This is a genomic window from Roseinatronobacter bogoriensis DSM 18756 (assembly GCF_004366635.1).
GTDB lineage: Bacteria > Pseudomonadota > Alphaproteobacteria > Rhodobacterales > Rhodobacteraceae > Roseinatronobacter > Roseinatronobacter bogoriensis.
The window spans coordinates 263,843-282,000 of the sequence record NZ_SORN01000001.1; the positions used below are offsets into that span (position 1 = coordinate 263,843).

Below are 18,158 nucleotides of genomic sequence, written 5' to 3' on the forward strand. Positions count from 1 at the left end.
TTGACGCGCGATAGCAGGAAAAAGGCAACAAGGTCTTATCATGGCGATGTCGTCTGATCTGCAATGGCGCTACTGGGCTGTGGCTGCGCTGGGCTTCGCTGCGGTGCTCTGGGTGCTGGGCGATGTACTTTTGCCTTTTGTGACAGGGGCCGCGATTGCCTATTTCCTTAATCCGCTGGTCACGAAACTGACCCTTGCAGGGTTGCCGCGTGCGCTGTCGGTGACTGTGCTGATGCTGGCGATGATAGGTATCGTCATTCTGGCGGGGTTGCTGGTTATTCCTTCGGTCATTGCACAGGCTGTGCAATTCACGCAAACCGCGCCTGACCTGCTGGAACGGCTTCAGCAATTCGTGACGGCACGTTTTCCCAACATGCAGGGCGTGGAAGAGGCGCTGCAAAACTCGCTGGTTGCGATGGGCGAGACGATACGGGAACGCGGTGCCGCGCTGGCGCAGGGGGTGTGGCGCTCTGTTTCGGGTGTGGTCAGCGTGTTGATCTTTATGGTGATTACTCCGGTTGTTGCATTCTACCTGTTGCTGGACTGGCCGCGCGTGGTCAAAGGTGCAGATGACCTTTTGCCGCGCCAGCATGCCCCTGTGATCCGGGATCTGGCGGGCCAGATTGACCGCTCTATCGCCGGGTTCGTGCGGGGGCAGGTGACAGTCTGCCTTATCCTTGCGGCCTATTACGCGACCGCGCTGGGGCTGGTGGGGCTGCAATTCGGGTTGGCCATCGGTGTTGTCGCGGGGTTGATTTCGTTTGTGCCCTATATCGGGGCCATCATCGGCGGCGTGCTGGCCATCGGCGTTGCGCTGTGGCAGTTCTGGGGTGCGCCGGGCAGTATCGGGGCGGTGGTTGTCATCTTTGCAATCGGCCAGATACTGGAGGGCAATATTCTTGTGCCGCGCATCGTGGGCAATTCGGTGCGGCTGCATCCGGTCTGGCTGTTATTCGCAATCTCTGCCTTTGGAATGCTGTTCGGCTTTACGGGCATGTTGATCGCGGTCCCGCTGGCTGCGTCTGTCGGGGTGTTGGTGCGGTTTGGCTTGTCGCAATACCTTGCCAGCAGCTTGTATCAGGCGCCGGGGCCAGCACAGCCCCTAAATGAGGATGACCGCCTCTGATGCCGCGTCCGACCCAGATACATATGCCGCTGGACCTGCCTGCGCGCCATTCGCGCGACAGTTTCGTGCCGGCCCCCTGCAATGCCCATGCGTTGGCGATGCTGGGTCAGCCTGAATGGCCCGCGGGCAAGTTGGTTCTGTGCGGGCCGGAGGGGGCGGGCAAGACGCATCTGCTGCATATCTGGGCCGATGAGGCGGGCGCGCAGCTTCTGAGCGGCGATGACCTTGTGCAGGCAGATCTGGCGGTGCTGGCACAGGCCGGGGCAGTTGCCATAGACGATGCCGCCAGCGTTGCACGCACGCCTGAAGCGCAGACAGCCCTGTTTCATCTGCATAACATGCTGGCCGAACGCAAAGGGCGGTTGCTGCTGGCGGCGCGCGCACCTGTGCGGGATTGGGGTATCCGCCTGCCGGACCTTGCCTCTCGACTGCAAGCTTGCGCGCATGTCAGCCTTGCGCCCCCTGATGACACCTTGCTTGCCGCTGTGTTGACCAAGCTGTTTGCTGATCGTCAGGTGCGTATTCCCGACAACCTGATCCCGTTTCTTCTACCCCGGATGGAGCGTTCGCTGGCAGGCGCGCAGGCGATTGTTGCGCTTCTGGATGCCGAGGCGCTGGCGCGCAAAAAGCCGATCTCGCGCGCGTTGGCAGCTGATGTCATGCAATCGTCATTTGATCTCGATTAAATGATCAGCGGGATTTCCGGCTTGTGTCGTATCTGGCGCGCTCTTAAGCTGAAATCATCCCTTTTTGATTTCGGAGGTTGCCTTGCCGCGCTGGATTTCTGCTTTTGTCTGTCTTGTCCTGCCGGTGTTTGCCGTGTCGGCCTCTGCCTCGGAAACGCGTGTTGTTTCAGGGCAGGTCACTGTTCTGGAACGCATGGCCCTGCCCGATGATACTGTGTTGCTGGTTGATCTTGTCGATGCGATGGACACGGCCATTGCCGCGTCGCGCGAGGTGACAGAGGGCCGCCAAAGCCCGTTCAGCTTTGCCCTTGAGGCCCCGGTCGATACTGATCTGGTTCTGCGTGTGGGCTTGCGCGGCCCGGAGGATGTGATCTGGCTAAGCGAGCCCGTTGCGATAGAGGCGGGCGCGGACCCGGCTGATCTGGGGGCACTGCGTGCCATGCGTATCCCGCCGATGGGATTTGCCGGATTGCTGTATTGCGGCAACCAGTTGGTCGAGATTGGCTTCATGCCGGAATCTGTGCGTATCCGGCTGAACGAGCAGATCATTACCTTGCTGCCACAGGTCGCGGCCTCTGGCGCGTTATTCGCCGATGCGGATAACCCGGCGACCACGATCCACATGAGGGACGCATCTGCGGTGCTGCGGATCGACGGGTCCGAATTGTCAGAATGCCGCCTGATCCGGCCAGAGCAGGACATCACCCAAGGTGTCTGGAGCATCAGTGCGATAGAGGACCGCCCCACGCTATTTCCTTCGCGGACAGAGTTGGTTTTCTACCCTGATGGACGGATGAGCGCATCGGTCGGCTGCAACCGGCTGATTGGCGGGTACCGGCGGCATGGCGGGATCTTGTCTTTCGGGCGTCTTGCCAGCACGCGGCTTGCCTGCCCTGAAGGGCTGGGCGAACAAGAACAGCACTTCAATACCGTCTTGCCCCGCGTTGACCAGTTCTTTCTTGATGCCGAAGCGGGACGACTGACCTTGTATGCGGCCGGCACCCCTGTCTTGCGGGCGCGCCGATAACATGCCCAACGCGAACCGCTTAATCCATTTGCCCCGGTGATGAAAACAGCCATGTCCGACAAGCGCAATATCCTAATATCTGAGACGTTTCAGGCGACAGAACCCGATCAGGCTCTGCATGGGGCTTCTGCGGATTTTCTGAATTCGCCTTTTGCAGAACCGCTGGAGTTGCAAGATTTCGACCCGCGCAGCCCCGAGCGTTTTTTCAACCGCGAATTGTCATGGTTGGCGTTTAACTGGCGCGTGCTGGAAGAGGCGATGAACCCGCGTGTGCCGCTGCTGGAACGGGTGCGTTTCCTGTCAATTTCCGCCACCAATCTGGACGAATTCTACACTGTGCGCGTGGCTGGTCTGCGCGAATTGGCGCGTGCGGGCAACAGCTCGCCCTCTGATGACGGGCGCAGCCCCGCAGAACAGCTTGTGTTGATACATGAAGATGCGCGGCGGTTGATGGAGTACCAGCAGGAAATCTGGTCGGTTCTGCGTCCGATGCTGGCAGAGGCGGGTATTGTCATTCTGACCCATCGCGATCTGACGGAAACTGACCGCGAGTTTCTGAACGCCTATTTCCTGAACAATGTGTTCCCGGTGCTCTCGCCACTTGCGATTGACCCTGCGCATCCTTTCCCTTTCATTCCCAATGCCGGGTTTTCGCTGGCGCTGGAATTGCAGGACAAGCGCGGGCGCAAGCTGGATGCGCTGGTTCCGATCCCCAGCCAGATTGACCGCTTTGTGCGTGTTAGTTCAAATCCGATCCGGCTGCTGCCGATGGAAGAGCTTATTCTGGCCGAGATGGGTAGCCTGTTTCCCGGCTACACCCTTCTGGGGTCATGCGCGTTTTCGGTGCTGCGCGACAGTGATCTGGAGGTTGAGGAAGAAGCCGAAGACCTTGTGCGCGAATTCGAGGTGGCGCTGAAGCGGCGGCGTCGCGGTGAAGTGGTGCGCATGAAAATCTCGGTCGGTGCGCCGCCGGACCTGCGCGATGTGGTGATGGAAGAACTGCGCGTCCCCGAAGCCGATGTGATCGAGGTTGACGGGATCATGGGGATTTCGACCTTGAAAGAACTGGTGTTGGATGAACGTGCCGATCTGCTTTGGCCCAGTTTTACCCCGCGCGTGCCTGAACGCGTGCAGGACCACCATGGCGATATGTTCGCCGCGATCCGCCAGAAGGACATGTTGCTGCACCACCCGTATGAGACATTCGACATGGTGGTGCGGTTTCTGGAACAGGCCGCGCGCGACCCCGATGTGCTGGCCATCCGCCAGACACTGTATCGCACCTCGCGCGACAGCCCCATTGTGGCCGCGCTCTGCGAGGCGGCAGAGGCGGGCAAATCCGTCACCGCGCTGGTCGAGTTGAAGGCCCGCTTTGACGAGGCCGCGAATATTCGCCAGTCCCGCAGGCTGGAGCGCGCGGGCGCGCATGTCGTCTATGGGTTCGTGAACTACAAGACCCACGCCAAGATCAGCACGGTCGTCAGGCGCGAAGGCGATCGGCTGGTGACCTATACCCATTGGGGCACAGGCAATTATCACCCCATCACGGCGCGCATCTATACGGATCTTTCGCTTTTCACCTGCGATGCCGCGCTTGGGCGCGATGCAACGCGGGTGTTCAATTACCTGTCGGGTTATGCAGAACCGGCCACCCTTGAAAATCTGGCTATTTCACCACTGACGCTGAAGCCGTCGCTTTTGCAGATGATCGAGGCCGAGGCCGAGGCCGCGCGCAACGGTCGGCCTGCGGAAATCTGGGCCAAGATGAATTCGATCATCGACCCCGATGTGATTGACGCGCTTTACGCCGCATCTCAGGCCGGGGTGAAGATCAGCCTTGTGGTGCGTGGCATTTGCGGCATTCGCCCCGGAATCAAGGGCTTGTCCGAGAATATCCGCATCAAATCTGTCGTGGGCCGGTTTCTGGAACATTCGCGTATTGTGTGTTTCGGCAATGGCGCATCGCTGCCCTCGGATCAGGCGCGGGTGTTCATGTCTTCTGCTGACTGGATGGGGCGCAATCTGGTGCGACGCGTGGAAACGCTGGTCGAGATTTTGAACCCGACCGTCAAGGCGCAGATCGTGGGGCAGATCATGGCGGCCAATCTGGCGGATGAGGCGCAAAGCTGGATTATCCAGCCCGACGGCCCGGCCCTGCGCACGCTGCCTGCCGAAGGCGAGGAGCGGCGTTTGTTCAACTGCCACCGCTTCTTCATGGAAAACCCGTCCTTGTCGGGTCGCGGATCAGCGGGGGCGCATGATGTGCCGGAATTGACCCATACGCATGATTGACCGTGCCGCGCTGGCTGGGCGCACAGCGCGAAAGGCAAGCTTACGCCACGCTGGAATGGAGATCTGCGCGACAGATCATGCCGAACAGGTCGCGTGGGTCATCCGGGTCGGCGATCATATCGAGGTCTTGGAAGAATTGCGCTCCCTGTAGGCGCTGGTGGATATGGCGCAGGGCGCTGAAATCCTCGATCGCGAAACCGACACTATCAAATAGCGTGACTTGCGCCGCATCTGTGCGGCCTTGCGTCTGGCCTGTGATGACCTGCCATAATTCGGTGACCGGGTGATCTGGCGCAAGCTGCTGAATCTCGCCTTCGATCCGGGTCTGGGGCGGGTATTCGACAAAGATGCCCGCGCGCAACAGAATGTCGCGGTGCAACTCTGTCTTGCCGGGGCAGTCGCCACCGACGGCGTTTATATGCACGCCGCCGCCGACCATGTTGTCGGTCAGGATCGTGGCATATTGCTTGTCGGCGGTGCAGGTGGTGATGATCTGCGCGCCGAGGATCGCATCCTCGGCGGTCGTGCAAGACACGATGCGCAGGCCCCGCCCGGCCAGATTGGCCGCACATTTTCGCGTTGCGGCCGGGTCGGTATCGTAAAGCCGCACCTCTTCAATGCCGCAGACGGCCTTCATGGCCAGTGCCTGAAATTCGGCCTGCGCGCCATTGCCGATCATGGCCATCACGCGCGCATCGCGCGGGGCCAGCCATTTTGCCGCCATGGCGCTGGTTGCAGCCGTGCGCAGGGCGGTCAATATTGTCATCTCTGACAGCAGCACCGGATAGCCCGTTGCGACATCGGCCAGCACGCCAAAGGCGGTAACTGTTTGCAACCCTTGCCGCGTGTTCGACGGGTGGCCGTTGACATATTTGAACCCGTATTGCTGCCCGTCCGAGGTTGGCATCAATTCAATCACGCCAATATCGGAATGGCTGGCCACGCGCGGCGTTTTGTCAAAATCGGGCCAGCGGCGAAAATCGGCCTCAATGGCGTCGGCCAGTTCAAGCATCATGCGTTCAATGCCGACATGCAGCACAAGGCGCATCATGTGGTCGACACTGACAAAGGGGACAAGCGCGTGGCGAGAGGGCAGGGACATGACAGGTTCCTTCAGGTGAAACTACGGGTGGGACGGTCAAAGACCTTGCGGCCCATCAGACTGCCCAGCAGATCAATCATAAGCCGCGCGGTGCGGCTGCGTTCATCCAGTGCCGGATTCAGTTCGACCAGATCAAGCGAGGTCATCAGCCCGGTTTCATGGATCATCTCGCAGACCAGATGCGCCTCGCGGACGGTTGCGCCGCCGGGAACTGTGGTGCCGACGGCAGGGGCGATTGTGGGGTCCAGAAAATCTACATCCAGACTGACATGCAACATACCGTTTGCTACGCGCACCCGGTCCAGAAATGCGCGCAGGGGGGCGGCAATACCCTGTTCATCCAGCGCGCGCATATCGGTTATGGCGATGTCATATTCTGCCAGTGCAAGGCGTTCTGCCGGGTCGACACTGCGAATGCCGAAAAGGCAGATGCGTTCGGGCGGTATGGGCGCGGGAAATGGGGGGAAGGGGGCAAACCCGTCACGCCCGGCCGCATAGGCAACCGGGGTGCCATGCAGATTGCCGGATTGGGTGCTTTCCGGGGTGTGAAAATCGCTATGCGCGTCCAGCCACAACAGAAACAGGGGCCGACCGAGTGCCGCAGCATGGGCGGCAGCACCCGCGACCGACCCCAACGCAAGTGCATGATCACCGCCCAGTATGATGGGCAGCCGTCCGCGACCGAGTTCTGCCTCGACCTTTTCGCGGATCAATGCAGTCCAGCCAAGGGTTGCGGGCAGTTGATCAAGCGCGGGATTGCGCGGCGCGCAAGCGGGCAGGGTTTCGGGCAAGGCCAGATCGCCGCGCTCCTGTGCCGGGTGGCCAAGGTCCGACAGCATCTGGTGCAGGCCCGCGACACGGTATGCCGCAGGCCCCATCAGGCAGCCGGGCTGTCGCTGGCCGCTATCTACCGGGGCACCGATTATCGTGGGCGGATTCATCTTCATCTCCTGCAATTCAGGCAATGTGACGCCCGAAAAGCGAAGCTTTCAACTGGACATTATGACATTCAGGTCGCTAATCTGCCCATAGTGCTAACTTGGTTTGCCAATATGGACATTATCGACCAACGTTTGATTGCAGAATTGCGGCGCGATGGCCGCGCCTCCGTCATGGCGCTGGCGGATCGACTTGGGGTCAGCCGTGCCACCGTGCGCGCGCGGCTTGCGCGCTTGCAGCAAGAGGGCGAAATTCTGGGATTTACCGCCATCACGCGGGGCGACGTGGCCGATGCACCCGTGCGCGGATTGATGATGATCGGGATTGAGGGGCGCGGCGCCGAACGGATCATGGCGCGCCTGTCGGGTCTGGCGCAGGTTACGGCAGTGCATTCCACCAATGGCCGCTGGGACCTGATTGTCGAAATCTCTGCCCAGTCTTTGGCGGAACTGGACAAGGTGCTTAGCCAGATCCGCGCGCTTGACGGGGTTATGGCATCTGAGACAAATCTGCTGCTTTCCTCGCGCCGAGCCAGATCACGATAACACTGCAAATCCTGCCCGGTTTTTGCGGATTGCGAAGATTTTTGGACAGGCTTTTTTCAAGTTTTCAAGGGGTGTCTGGCCAGTGGTGCAGGCCAAGGGGTGATCTGCCTTGACGGCTGTCACGCTCAGGTATCAGCAACGCCGCTTCACGCATGGGTTCACCGTTCCTGCATCGGAGGGGCGCGTGTCTGTGGCAGTTTTTGTTGCATATTATCAATAGTTTGAGTCGATAATCCTTTTCGTGGAGCAGCTCGGTTTTCTTGATCTGAACAGATGTCGCTAGCAACGCGGCATTCCTATCGACCATGTCCCCCTCCCATCGTTCGGCCCCACTGGTTCGGGCCAAGGCAAACGCATCTTCCCAACCCGCAGAAATCCGGGTGGCGGGAACATTACGTGAAGAACTTGGTTAAGTGGCCGATTTGGGGAGGAGAAACTCAATGGGAAATCTCGTTACGAAAACACAACTTCGCGTCGATTTACCTGAAGGTGACGGCCATGAAAAACACTGACACAACCAAACTTTTGAAGCAGAAGATTTCCGCATTCTTTTTGCTGGTCGGCTCTACCGCGCTGCCGGGGATGGCATTGGCGCATGGGAACAGCTATTCCGTCTGTCCGACAGACCCCATACCAGACAAGCAGATGTGCGCGCTGGGCTGGCCGGATACGCATTCCGATCCTGACTTTGACCAGAAATATCATTTCTCGATCAGTGCGGATGGTAGCACCATTATCGGCAAGGTCGATTTCAACCGCGATGGCACGTATCGCGCGTTTCGCTGGATCAACAGCGGTTCTGGCATGCTGGATTTGGGCACGTTGAACAAGGACAATCTTGGCGCGGCTGACGCGGTTGCTGTCAGCGCCGATGGGTCGGTCATTGTGGGGCAGGCGGCAACAGATGACTTGCATGTTGGCCGTGCGTTTCGCTGGATGAATGATGGCAATGGCATGCTTGATCTTGGCTCTCTCAAGGGGGCGGACACAGGGTGGAGTTGGGCATCGTCAGTCAGCGCCGATGGATCCGTGATTGCCGGGCAGGCCGAAACGAGCGACCACAGCTCGCGCGCCTTTCGCTGGATGGATGACGGCAACGGGATGCTTGATCTGGGCACGCTGCGTGCCAGTGGTTCAGGCTGGAGCAATGCCTTGGGCGTCAGCGCCGACGGGACGACGATCATTGGTCAGGCGAATACGGATGATCCCGGAAATCGTGCGTTTCGCTGGACAGAGGCCAAGGGCATGCAGGATCTGGGCACATTGCGCACCAGCAAGTCTGGCAATAGCTACGCCTTCGGGGTCAGCGCCGATGGCGCGGTGGTGGTCGGTCAGTCGGATGCTGATGGCGGCGTTGAGCGCGCCTTCCGCTGGATGGATGACGGTAACGGCATGCTGGATCTTGGCTCTTTGCAGGGGCCGAATACCGGGTGGAGCTGGGCGGCCGGGGTCAGTGCGGATGGGACCGTGATTGCAGGGCATTCCTCTACCGATGACGGCGCAGGTCGTGCGTTTCGCTGGACGTTTGAGCAAGGCATGTACGATCTGGGCACATTGCGCCATGACAATACAGGTGGCAGCAATGCGCATGCTATCAGTGCCGATGGCGGTGTCATCATTGGACGGGCCGATACGGATGACCACAACGAACGGGCATTCCGCTGGAGCGATGATGGCAAGGGCATGATTGATCTGGGCACATTGCGCACGGATAATCTGGGCTGGAGTTACGCAAGCGCGGTCAGTGCAGATGGGTCTGTGATTACGGGCCTTGCAGAGGCAGACAGTCATCCCTCCAGCGCTGGCGGGGCAGGGCCAAGCTTTACCAGCCGCGCCTTTATCTGGCGCAGTGGCGTGATGCTGGACCATCTCAATACGGCAGCATCTGTTTTCAATACAGCGCAGGCCTTGGCTGCATCCAGCGCGTTTTACAGCCAATTGGCAGAATGGCAGATTGCTGACGAACTGGCGATTGAGGGGCCAGGCATCAGCCCGCGCGTGCCTGTTCTCTCGACACAAGGCACGGGGCTTGTTCCGCAAGGCCGCATGGCGCTGCGTTTCGGTGGGTCGTTGCGTGACACCAGCGGTGTTTCCACGACGGCTGGCGCGGATATATCGGTCGCTGTCGCTATGGGGGGCGGGTATACGCTGGGCGGTTTTCTGGACTTGTCGCGCGAAACCAACAGTCGTAGCCCGGTATCGCTGAGGGGCAGCTACCTGACGGCGGGCACATGGCTGCGCTACCGAGAGAACATTGACCGCACGGGGCTGACATGGCGGATCGCGGCAAGCGCCGGGACTGGCCGGTTCGACGTGACGCGCCGGGATATTTTGCCCGGGACTGAACGCGGCGAAGGGCGCACGCGGATGCGCAATGCGGCAATGAGCGCGGAGTTGGGCTATGGGTTTGCGCTGGGCAATGGGGTTGCAGTTCCCTTCGCGCGGCTGACGGGCACGCGCACAACACGCTCTGGCTATAATGAATCGAGTGCGCTTGCGTTCCCGCTCAGCTTCGATTCCTATCGTGAAACGGCGCTGGTGCTGACACTCGGGACGGATATGCGCTTTGCGGTATCTGACCGGTCCAGCCTTGAAGTTGGGCTTGGTGTCAGCCACGACCTACGCCGTTCGATCGGAGATATTTCCGGGGCAAGCAGAATTAATGGGCTAGAAGATTTCTCGATTTCCGGTCCATCCCTTGTCAATCGCACGCGGGGCTATGCGACAATGGGGTATGTCCACGGTCTCGAGGGGGGGGCTGCAATACGGGCAGACCTGTCTGTGGCGCAATCCCCTTGGTCCAAGAAGCCCAAACTGGGCCTGCGGCTGGGATATGAGATGCGCTTCTGAGTGTGGACGGGGTCGCTGCGGGCATCACAAAACACAGTAGCTTGATTCCGGCGGCACACATGCTGGTTGTTGCAGGTATCGGGGGTGAAAACCGACATAACAGGGATTCACCCCCGCATTTCTGAACGGCAGATCAACGGCGTTTGAGTTGGTTGGTTCCGTCAGGCGGGGTCAAGAAAATCCTGCACGATTGCATTGAACAGTTTGGGCTTTTCCATATGCGCCGCATGGCTTGCGTCCGCAATGACGCTAAGTTCTGCACCCGGAATTCCGTTCCACAACGCGTTGATCTGGGGCCAGCGATAAGAACGGTCGCGGTCGCCCCATAAAATACGGCAGGGCATCGAAAGCTGCGGCAGGGCGGCCCGACCGTCCCAGTCGCGCATTGCGATCAGCGCGTTATGCGCGGCTGTGGGGTGGGCCATGCGGGCAAAGCCTCGGGTCGGGCCATAGCCCGGCGCAGCGTTGCCATCGCGAAACCATGTTGCACTGATCCGGTCGGCGGTCGCCTCAACCCCATCGGCTTCCAGCCGCGCCATTGATGTCTCGATGGGTTCGAACCGGTCGGGCATTAGCCCCAGAGGTCCGGTGCCATAGAGCAACAGGGCATCAATACGGTCTGTGTGACGTGCAGCAATTTCCTGCACGATCATCCCGCCCATGCTATGCCCGAGCAGGGTGAAATTCCCGACCCCAAGCCCGTCGATGCATGCCATGACGGCTGCGGCAAAATCTGCTATGCGCCTGGGGCCTGTATGGGCGGCGGCCTGACCAAACCCCGGCAGATCGGGGGCAATCACATCATGTGTTCCCGCGAAAGCGTCAAGCTGATCTTGCCATTGCGCGCTTGCGCCAAGATAGCCATGAACCAGCACCAGTGGTTTTCCGGTGCCCGCGCGCAGATAGGGTAGGGTCATCGTTTAGCGTACCTGTTGGGGCAGCCACAGGGCGGCTTGCGGGAACATGATCATCACCCCGACAAGAATGACCAGCGCACCGATAAAGGGAAGCGCGCCGACAATCACATCTGGCACTGATACCTTGCCCCTGCTGATTCCTGAAATCACATACAGGTTCAGGCCCACAGGTGGCGTAAGGACAGCAATTTCCATTGTGATGGTATAGATGATGCCGAACCAGATCAGATCGAACCCGGCTGCAAGAATTAGTGGAATGATGACTGGCAGCGTGATGAAGGTCATCGAGACGGGTTCCAGAAACATGCCCAGCGCAATGTAGAACAGGATCACCATCGCCAGCACCATATAGGGTGACAGTTCGAACGACAGAAATAGCGCGGTGAATTGCTGCGGAACCCGGTAGTAGTTCAGCACAAACCCAAACAGCACGCCTGCTGATAGCAGCAGGCCCAGATACCCCATCGTGCGCATGGTTGCCATCAGCGCCTCCACAAAGCCCGTCCAACGCAGCCCGCCTACACCCACAGCAAGCGCCACAGTGACCAGCGCGGCAATTGCGGCAGCTTCGGTCGGGGTGGCAATGCCGCCATAGATCGACACGGTAATCACGCCACCGATGACAATGATCGGGCCTAGTGAAACAGCAATCTGGATCAGCCGCAAACGTGGCCCCATATCGCGGTCGGGCACGTCCTGGGGGCGCAGTCTGGCCCAGATCAGCACCACGATCACAAAGAGCGAGGCAAGCATCAGACCGGGAATGACCCCTGCCATGAAAAGCTGTCCGATCGACTGGTCGGTGACGATGCCATAGAACAACAGGATCAGGCTGGGGGGCAGCAGGACGCTTAGCGTTCCGCCTGCGGCAAGCACGCCGCTGGCCAGTTGCCGCCCATAGCCCAGACGCAGCATCTCAGGCAATGCCACGCCACCGATGGTCAGCGATCCGACCATGGAAGACCCCGAAACGGCCCCGAACCCCGCACAGGCCCCGATCGACCCATAGGCCGCCGACCCCCTGATCGGCACGCCGCGATGCAGGAACATATACAGGTTTGCCCCGATATTGGACCGGCTGATCAGTTCACCAAGGAAGACGAACAGCGGCACAGCAAGCAGAATATAATTGATCCAGACGCCCCATAGCTTCAGTTGCGCAGAGACCAGCGAGGTGTTGAAGGTCTGGATCTGCCACAGGAAGGGCAGGGAAGCCGCCGCCAGCGCAAAGGGGATCGGCAGGCCGAGTGCAATCAGCAAGATCAACAGGCCCATCAGGCCAAGGGCGACCTCATACCATTCCATCATCGGCCTCCTTTTGTGTGGCGGGGGGTGGGCGCAGGGCAATCTGCAACAGACGCAACGCAGCGTAGACAGTGAAGACGATCAGCGACGCTGCGGCGACACCCCAGAACATGTAACGCGGCCAGTTCAGAATCTCGGATGACGCGCCAGAGTTAAAGGCGCGCAATGTTGCGTAGGTGGTGGTGATCGAAAAGAAGACGCCGATCAGAAGCATGATCAACCCGTTGAACAGCAGAACGAGTTTTTGCAGGCCCGGCTTGAATGTGTCGGTCAGCAAGGTAACGCGCGGATAGGAATCCTCGCGCATGGCATAGGCCAGACCCAGCAGCGCGACTGGAAATAGCAGCAGCGCGGTTGCCTCGGTCACCATGCGGTCAGGGCGACCGATGGCATAGCGCATGAATACGCCATAGCTGATCCAGAGCATCTGGACGACGATGATCAGCGACCCGATAGCGGCCAGCCCCACGACCAGCCATTCAACAGTTTTCGCCGCTCTATCAATTAGTCTGAGCATGAGAACCTCTGTGCTGGTGGGGGCTGGCGGATTTCAGGATTATGCCTCAGAGCTGGTGTTGCGCAAACAGCGCCCGGACCTGGTCGGCCAGTTCCGGTCCGCAAGCGGCATCAACTTCCTCGGTCCATTGCGCCGCGATTTCGGAAATCATCGCATTCCGCTCATCGCGCGAGATCGAGACCGCCGCGCCACCGCCTTTCATGACCGCATTGCCGACCTGCCCATCAATCCAGTCTTCATACAGCGGCTGCAACCAAGCTTCGGTTTCGGCCCCAGCTTCCAACAGTGCTGTCTGATCTTCCTCTGACAGGCTGTTGAAGCGGTCAAGATTCATCATGTACTGGATATTGCCGTAAAACAGGCTGGCATTCACCATATACGGCATGACATTCCACAGTTGCCATGAACTGTAGGTCGCCACACCCATATTGATGCCGTTGACCACACCGCGTTCGGCAGACTGGAACACCTCGCCCGGCGCGATAAAGACAGGCTGGCCGCCCCATGTCTCGATCATCATGCTGACCAGCGGACCGATGGAGCGCACAAGCATTCCGTCAAGATTGCTCAGGCTGTCGATCGGACCCTGAAACCACCATTCCTGATCATAGGAATAATTCGAGTTGATGATCGGGATCAGCCCGACTTCGGCAGCTTCTGGCGCGATCAGCTCTGCGTAGGCAGCATCAAGCCCGATCTGATCTTCCAGATCAATTGCAGCCGGATAGAGTGACGTCACGCGGTAGCAGGGCAGGCGCGTATCTGCTGAAATCCAGCTTATGTCCGCCACGCCGCCCTGAAGGGCGTCAACACCATCCGACCAGCCATGCAATGTCGAAGAGGGGAAGATATCGACAGTGATACGGCCATCTGTCTTTTCGGCCACCAGTTCCGCGAATTTGGCAAAGCCCTGATAGCGGATGTCTGTTTCATTGACATAGGTTGAGAGGCGGATTGTCTCAGCCTGCGCAGTGCTGGCCAGAAGTGCGCCCATCAGAGAAAATGCAAGCAGCTTTGTCTGTGTCGACATGTCGATCTCCGTTGTTGAACATTTTTGTTTCGGGCCGCTCAGGCAGCCTTCTGGTTATTGAACAGATGGCCATAGGCGAATAGCGCCACGGATCCGCCTGTGTGCAGGAACACCACACGATCGGTTTTCCTGAATGCGCCTGCGCGGATCATCGCGACCAGCCCGGCAAAGCCCTTGCCCGAATAAACCGGGTCCAGCAGGATCCCCTCCAGCCGCGCCAGCAAGAGCATTGCCTCGACCATTTCGTCGGTGGGTTGGCCGTATCCTGGCCCGACCTGTTCGTCATAAGCAACGACCATCTCGCGCGGCAGGGTGCCGCGCGCGCCGATCAATTCAGCCGTGCGCACGGCCAGTGCGTGTACATTGTCGATCTGCTTTGTCTTGGGTGCGCGCACGGAATATCCGGTCACGGGGATCGGCGCATTCATGGCGAAAAGCCCCGCCAGAAGTCCTGCCTGTGTGCCGGCGCTGCCGGTTGCATGTACAATATGGTCGATGCGCAGGCTGGCAGCATCGGCTTGGGCAACCAGTTCTTCCGCGCAGGCAGCATATCCCAATGCGCCAACCGGATTTGAACCGCCACCCGGGATCACATAGGGCTTGCGCCCTTGTGCGCGCAGCTTTTCGGCCAACGCCTCGGCTTCGGCATTCATGTCCAGCCCTTCAGGGCGGAAATCGAAACTGCATTCCATCATCACGTCCAGCAAGACATTTCCGGCCGTTTCATAGTCGGCGCCCTGGTTCGTCACCCGCCGTTCCAGCAGCGCGTGGCATTGCAGACCGGCACGGCAGGCCGCAGCCGCTGTCTGGCGTACATGGTTCGATTGTGTGGCCCCTTGCGTAACGAGTGTATCGGCCCCCTTGGCCAGCGCATCGGCAACAAGAAATTCCAGCTTGCGGGTCTTGTTCCCGCCCGAGGCAAGGCCCGTGCAATCATCCCGCTTGATCCAGATTTCCGGCCCGCCAAGCGCCTCGCTCAGCCGGTCTAGGCGTTCCAGTGGTGTCGGGAAATGGCCAAGCCTGTATCTTGGAAACCGCGCGAGATGCATGATGTTATTCCTATATCGCTTCTAGTAATATGTAGAACACTGAATTTATGGCTATTCAAATGCCAATATATTCAATTAATATGCATAAAACGCATATTTGGGGGTGGAATGCGCCTTGAATGGATAGATGATATTCTCGCTGTGGCAGAGCATGGTTCGTTTCAGGCGGCCTGCGAAAAGCGAAATGTCTCGCAGCCCGCTTTCTCGCGCCGGATCCGTCAGATAGAATTGGCGTTGGGGGTGGCGCTGTTTGACAGGAGCGCGCGGCCAGCGCGTCTTTCGGCGCATGTTAATGATCAGCTTGATCGTATGCGCGAGTTGTCTGCCGGGCTGCGCGATTTGACCGGGGCCTTGCGCGATACCGAAGGAACGCGCCGCAGACGGATTGTCATTGCATCGCAACATGCGATTGCGGCAACCTCAACCCCCGAGATTATCGGGCGCTTTGCCGATCTTGATATTGATACGCGTCTGCGGTCCGCGAATCGCGATGATTGTCTGGCTCAGATTATGACGCGCCGCGCGGATATTGCCTTTATCCACGATGTTGCTGGTGCGCAGGAAATCCCCGGTTCCGATTTTCTGGAGATTGTCCAGATCGGGACAGAAGCGTTGATCCCTGTCTATGCAAGCGACCATCTTCAGGCGCTGAACCAATCGTATGAAAAGGGCGAGTTGCCGGTTATCGCCTATCCGGCTGATGTCTTTTTGGGGCAAGTGCAACGCAGGTTCGTGTTTCCGCGGCTTACCCGTCTTGGTCGCGTCCGGCCCCGACTTGAAACCGCGCTGACCCTTGCGGCATTGGAGTTCGCACGAACGGGGTTCGCCGTCGCATGGATTCCAGAGCCGCTTGCGCGCGCCGAAATCGCGGGCGGTCGGCTGGTCAATCTAAGCTCGACCCTGCCATCAATCACGATGACGCTGATTGCCGCACGTCTCAACGACACGGTAAGCCCACTGGCAGGTGATGTCTGGGAGCGGATTCGGGCCCTGGCGCAGGACGTGTGAACCTTAGCCATCCGGTCGAAACGGTGACAGGGAATGCCGAATGGTGCCAGCCAAGGGCGGGGCGAAGGCAAGCGTTGCATATAGAATATTTGTTTAACTAGGGCGGCCTTCAGGTCATTTTACGAACAAAACTAATTTAATCTACGCAATAAAAAAACCTTGCCTATGGGTATGCTTTTATGGAACGCTATCGTTATTGCAAGGCAATTCGCGTTGTTTAATTGCCTTAGCGTGTTGCGTAATCCCCATTTTTTTACCTGATCGCCACTTAGCAGCGAGGATTTTGATATGTGCGTTGTCTGTTCGGACCCTCAAACAGCACGCGCCGCAGGGATTGACCCTTGCTTGTGCGGTGCCCCCCAAACGCTTGCAGCATATGCCCGGGTAGAGGCGGATATATCGCGCCGACAGATGATTGGCGGGATGGCGGCCGTGGTGGGCATGTTCGCGGGGTTCGGGCTTGCCCCGACAGAATTGCGCGCGCAATCTGCAGGACGCCCGAAATTGTTGACCAATTTGCGCTACTTCGACGGCGTTACATTGTCGATGCAAGAGGGGCGCAACATTCTGATCAGCGGCAACCGGATAGTGGGCTTGCCTGGGCTGGACGATATTCCGGAAGATGCAGAGGTCATTGATTGCGGTGGTAAATCCGTCATTCCGGGGCTGATTGACGCGCATTGGCATTCTACGCTTGTGGCCGTGTCGCAACTGGCAGCGATGACGCAGGATGTGGGCTTTATTCACCTGATGGCCGGGCGCGAAGCCGGGGCAACGCTGCAACGTGGCTTTACCACTGTGCGCGATGTGGGCGGGCCGGCCTTTGGCTTGCAGATGGCGATTGATCGCGGTGTTGTTGCTGGCCCACGGATCTTTCCGTCCGGGGCCATGATTTCGCAAACTTCGGGCCATGGCGATTTCCGGCTGCGGTCTGAATTACCGCGCTTCCCCGACACCCCGCCCAGCAATATCGAGCGGCAGGGCGTGGCGCTGATTGCCGACGGGGCCGATATGGTGCTGCGCGCCACGCGCGAGCAGTTGATGAAGGGCGCAAGCCAGATCAAGATCATGGCAGGGGGCGGCGTTTCATCGCTGTATGACCCGCTGGATACAACCCAGTATACCGAGCGCGAAATGCGCGCCGCGGTCGAGGCGGCGGAAGATTGGGGCACTTATGTCTGCGCGCATGTCTATACGCCGGGCGGGATTCGGCGCGCTGTGGCCGCTGGGGTGAAATCCATCGAGCATGGGCAGCTCGCCGACGAGGAGACTGTGCAGATCATGGCAGGTGAAGGTGTCTGGTGGTCGCTGCAACCCTTTCTTGCTGACGAGGATTCAAACCCGAAATCCGATCCGATCCAGCAGGCAAAACAGCTTGAAGTGGCCGAAGGAACCGTGCGCGCGTTTGAACTGGCGAAAACGCATGATGTGCCGCTTGCTTTTGGCACCGACATTCTGTTCAACCCGGCGGGCACCTCCAGTCAGGGGCGGCAACTGGCGAAATTCGCACGCTTCATGTCACCATTGGAGGCGTTGAACAAGGCCACTGGCGCGGCGGGGCAATTGCTTGCCCTGTCTGGCGCGCGGGCGCCCTATGACGGTGCATTGGGCGTGATCGCGGAAGGGGCGTTGGCTGATTTGCTGGTGGTCGATGCTGATCCATCTGCCGGGCTGGACTGGCTGGATGACCCGCAGGGGCGGATCAACCTGATCATGAAAGACGGCCGTATTGTCAAAGATGAACTTTAAGACACGACAGGACAGA

Annotated in this window: 15 protein-coding genes; 8 read left to right on the plus strand and 7 right to left on the minus strand. The window is 59.3% G+C overall.

The annotated features are described in order from the left end of the window. Nucleotides 1-40: 40 nt before the first annotated feature. From EV660_RS01180 to EV660_RS01195, 4 genes are all read left to right on the plus strand, one after another. Complete coding sequence (locus tag EV660_RS01180) at nt 41-1,126, plus strand: AI-2E family transporter (RefSeq protein ID WP_071481744.1); 1,086 nt, start codon at nt 41-43, stop codon at nt 1,124-1,126. Then, nucleotides 1,126-1,812, plus strand: coding sequence for a DnaA/Hda family protein (locus EV660_RS01185; RefSeq protein WP_232727317.1), 687 nt, complete (start codon nt 1,126-1,128; stop codon nt 1,810-1,812). Before EV660_RS01180 ends, EV660_RS01185 begins: the two co-directional genes overlap by 1 nt. A gap of 82 nt (nt 1,813-1,894) precedes the next feature. Continuing rightward, nucleotides 1,895-2,839 carry an META domain-containing protein gene (locus EV660_RS01190; protein WP_134013861.1) on the plus strand — a complete coding sequence of 315 codons (945 nt, stop codon included), beginning with the start codon at nt 1,895-1,897 and terminating at the stop codon, nt 2,837-2,839. Between the two features lie 39 nt (nt 2,840-2,878). Beyond that, complete coding sequence (locus tag EV660_RS01195; protein WP_232727316.1) at nt 2,879-5,131, plus strand: RNA degradosome polyphosphate kinase; 2,253 nt, start codon at nt 2,879-2,881, stop codon at nt 5,129-5,131. Between the two features lie 40 nt (nt 5,132-5,171). Here the strand turns inward: EV660_RS01195 and EV660_RS01200 are convergent, their stop codons facing one another. Continuing rightward, nucleotides 5,172-6,233, minus strand: coding sequence for an ornithine cyclodeaminase (locus EV660_RS01200; protein ID WP_071481742.1), 1,062 nt, complete (start codon nt 6,231-6,233; stop codon nt 5,172-5,174). 11 nt (nt 6,234-6,244) lie between these two features. Beyond that, on the minus strand, nt 6,245-7,174 hold the full coding sequence (rocF, locus tag EV660_RS01205) for an arginase (protein ID WP_071482337.1): 930 nt from the start codon (nt 7,172-7,174) through the stop codon (nt 6,245-6,247). Between the two features lie 111 nt (nt 7,175-7,285). On the opposite strand from rocF, the gene EV660_RS01210 reads away from it, so the two are divergent. Together EV660_RS01210 and EV660_RS01215 are read left to right on the plus strand one after the other, a co-directional pair. Continuing rightward, the gene (locus EV660_RS01210) at nt 7,286-7,717 is read left to right on the plus strand and encodes an Lrp/AsnC family transcriptional regulator (RefSeq protein ID WP_071481741.1); all 432 of its coding nucleotides are present in this window, start codon (nt 7,286-7,288) and stop codon (nt 7,715-7,717) included. A gap of 498 nt (nt 7,718-8,215) precedes the next feature. Further along, a complete protein-coding gene (locus EV660_RS01215; RefSeq protein WP_071481740.1) occupies nt 8,216-10,567 on the plus strand; it encodes an HAF repeat-containing protein in 2,352 nt (783 codons plus the stop codon). 161 nt (nt 10,568-10,728) lie between these two features. Here the strand turns inward: EV660_RS01215 and EV660_RS01220 are convergent, their stop codons facing one another. From EV660_RS01220 to cuyA, 5 genes are read right to left on the minus strand one after another with little or no spacing between them, the layout of a single operon-like run. Further along, a complete protein-coding gene (locus EV660_RS01220) occupies nt 10,729-11,484 on the minus strand; it encodes an alpha/beta fold hydrolase (protein WP_071481739.1) in 756 nt (251 codons plus the stop codon). Nucleotides 11,485-11,487: 3 nt separating this feature from the next. Beyond that, the gene (locus EV660_RS01225; protein ID WP_246028970.1) at nt 11,488-12,792 is read right to left on the minus strand and encodes a TRAP transporter large permease; all 1,305 of its coding nucleotides are present in this window, start codon (nt 12,790-12,792) and stop codon (nt 11,488-11,490) included. Beyond that, complete coding sequence (locus EV660_RS01230) at nt 12,776-13,306, minus strand: TRAP transporter small permease (protein ID WP_071481737.1); 531 nt, start codon at nt 13,304-13,306, stop codon at nt 12,776-12,778. Before EV660_RS01230 ends, EV660_RS01225 begins: the two co-directional genes overlap by 17 nt. Before the next feature lie 46 nt (nt 13,307-13,352). Beyond that, entirely contained in the window at nt 13,353-14,336 is a 984-nt protein-coding gene (dctP, locus tag EV660_RS01235; RefSeq protein ID WP_071481736.1) for a TRAP transporter substrate-binding protein DctP, read from the minus strand. Nucleotides 14,337-14,374: 38 nt separating this feature from the next. Beyond that, nucleotides 14,375-15,385 carry a D-cysteate sulfo-lyase gene (gene cuyA / locus EV660_RS01240; protein WP_071481735.1) on the minus strand — a complete coding sequence of 337 codons (1,011 nt, stop codon included), beginning with the start codon at nt 15,383-15,385 and terminating at the stop codon, nt 14,375-14,377. Nucleotides 15,386-15,493: 108 nt separating this feature from the next. Here cuyA and EV660_RS01245 point away from each other — a divergent pair, with 108 nt between their 5' ends. Together EV660_RS01245 and EV660_RS01250 are read left to right on the plus strand one after the other, a co-directional pair. Beyond that, complete coding sequence (locus tag EV660_RS01245) at nt 15,494-16,393, plus strand: LysR family transcriptional regulator (RefSeq protein WP_071481734.1); 900 nt, start codon at nt 15,494-15,496, stop codon at nt 16,391-16,393. Nucleotides 16,394-16,804: 411 nt separating this feature from the next. Continuing rightward, nucleotides 16,805-18,142, plus strand: a complete 1,338-nt coding sequence (locus EV660_RS01250; protein WP_198510698.1) for a metal-dependent hydrolase family protein — start codon at nt 16,805-16,807, stop codon at nt 18,140-18,142. The last annotated feature ends 16 nt before the right edge of the window (nt 18,143-18,158 follow it).

Bases quoted from the DNA above. Each gene is read 5' to 3' on its own strand.
- EV660_RS01180 (WP_071481744.1), top strand. From the start codon at position 41: ATGGCGATGTCGTCTGATCTGCAATGGCGCTACTGGGCTGTGGCTGCG.
- EV660_RS01185 (WP_232727317.1), top strand. From the start codon at position 1,126: ATGCCGCGTCCGACCCAGATACATATGCCGCTGGACCTGCCTGCGCGC.
- EV660_RS01195 (WP_232727316.1), top strand. From the start codon at position 2,879: ATGAAAACAGCCATGTCCGACAAGCGCAATATCCTAATATCTGAGACG.
- EV660_RS01200 (WP_071481742.1), bottom strand. From the start codon at position 6,233: ATGTCCCTGCCCTCTCGCCACGCGCTTGTCCCCTTTGTCAGTGTCGAC.
- rocF (WP_071482337.1), bottom strand. From the start codon at position 7,174: ATGAATCCGCCCACGATAATCGGTGCCCCGGTAGATAGCGGCCAGCGA.
- EV660_RS01210 (WP_071481741.1), top strand. From the start codon at position 7,286: ATGGACATTATCGACCAACGTTTGATTGCAGAATTGCGGCGCGATGGC.
- EV660_RS01215 (WP_071481740.1), top strand. From the start codon at position 8,216: ATGAAAAACACTGACACAACCAAACTTTTGAAGCAGAAGATTTCCGCA.
- EV660_RS01220 (WP_071481739.1), bottom strand. From the start codon at position 11,484: ATGACCCTACCCTATCTGCGCGCGGGCACCGGAAAACCACTGGTGCTG.
- EV660_RS01225 (WP_246028970.1), bottom strand. From the start codon at position 12,792: ATGATGGAATGGTATGAGGTCGCCCTTGGCCTGATGGGCCTGTTGATC.
- EV660_RS01230 (WP_071481737.1), bottom strand. From the start codon at position 13,306: ATGCTCAGACTAATTGATAGAGCGGCGAAAACTGTTGAATGGCTGGTC.
- dctP (WP_071481736.1), bottom strand. From the start codon at position 14,336: ATGTCGACACAGACAAAGCTGCTTGCATTTTCTCTGATGGGCGCACTT.
- cuyA (WP_071481735.1), bottom strand. From the start codon at position 15,385: ATGCATCTCGCGCGGTTTCCAAGATACAGGCTTGGCCATTTCCCGACA.
- EV660_RS01245 (WP_071481734.1), top strand. From the start codon at position 15,494: ATGCGCCTTGAATGGATAGATGATATTCTCGCTGTGGCAGAGCATGGT.
- EV660_RS01250 (WP_198510698.1), top strand. From the start codon at position 16,805: ATGATTGGCGGGATGGCGGCCGTGGTGGGCATGTTCGCGGGGTTCGGG.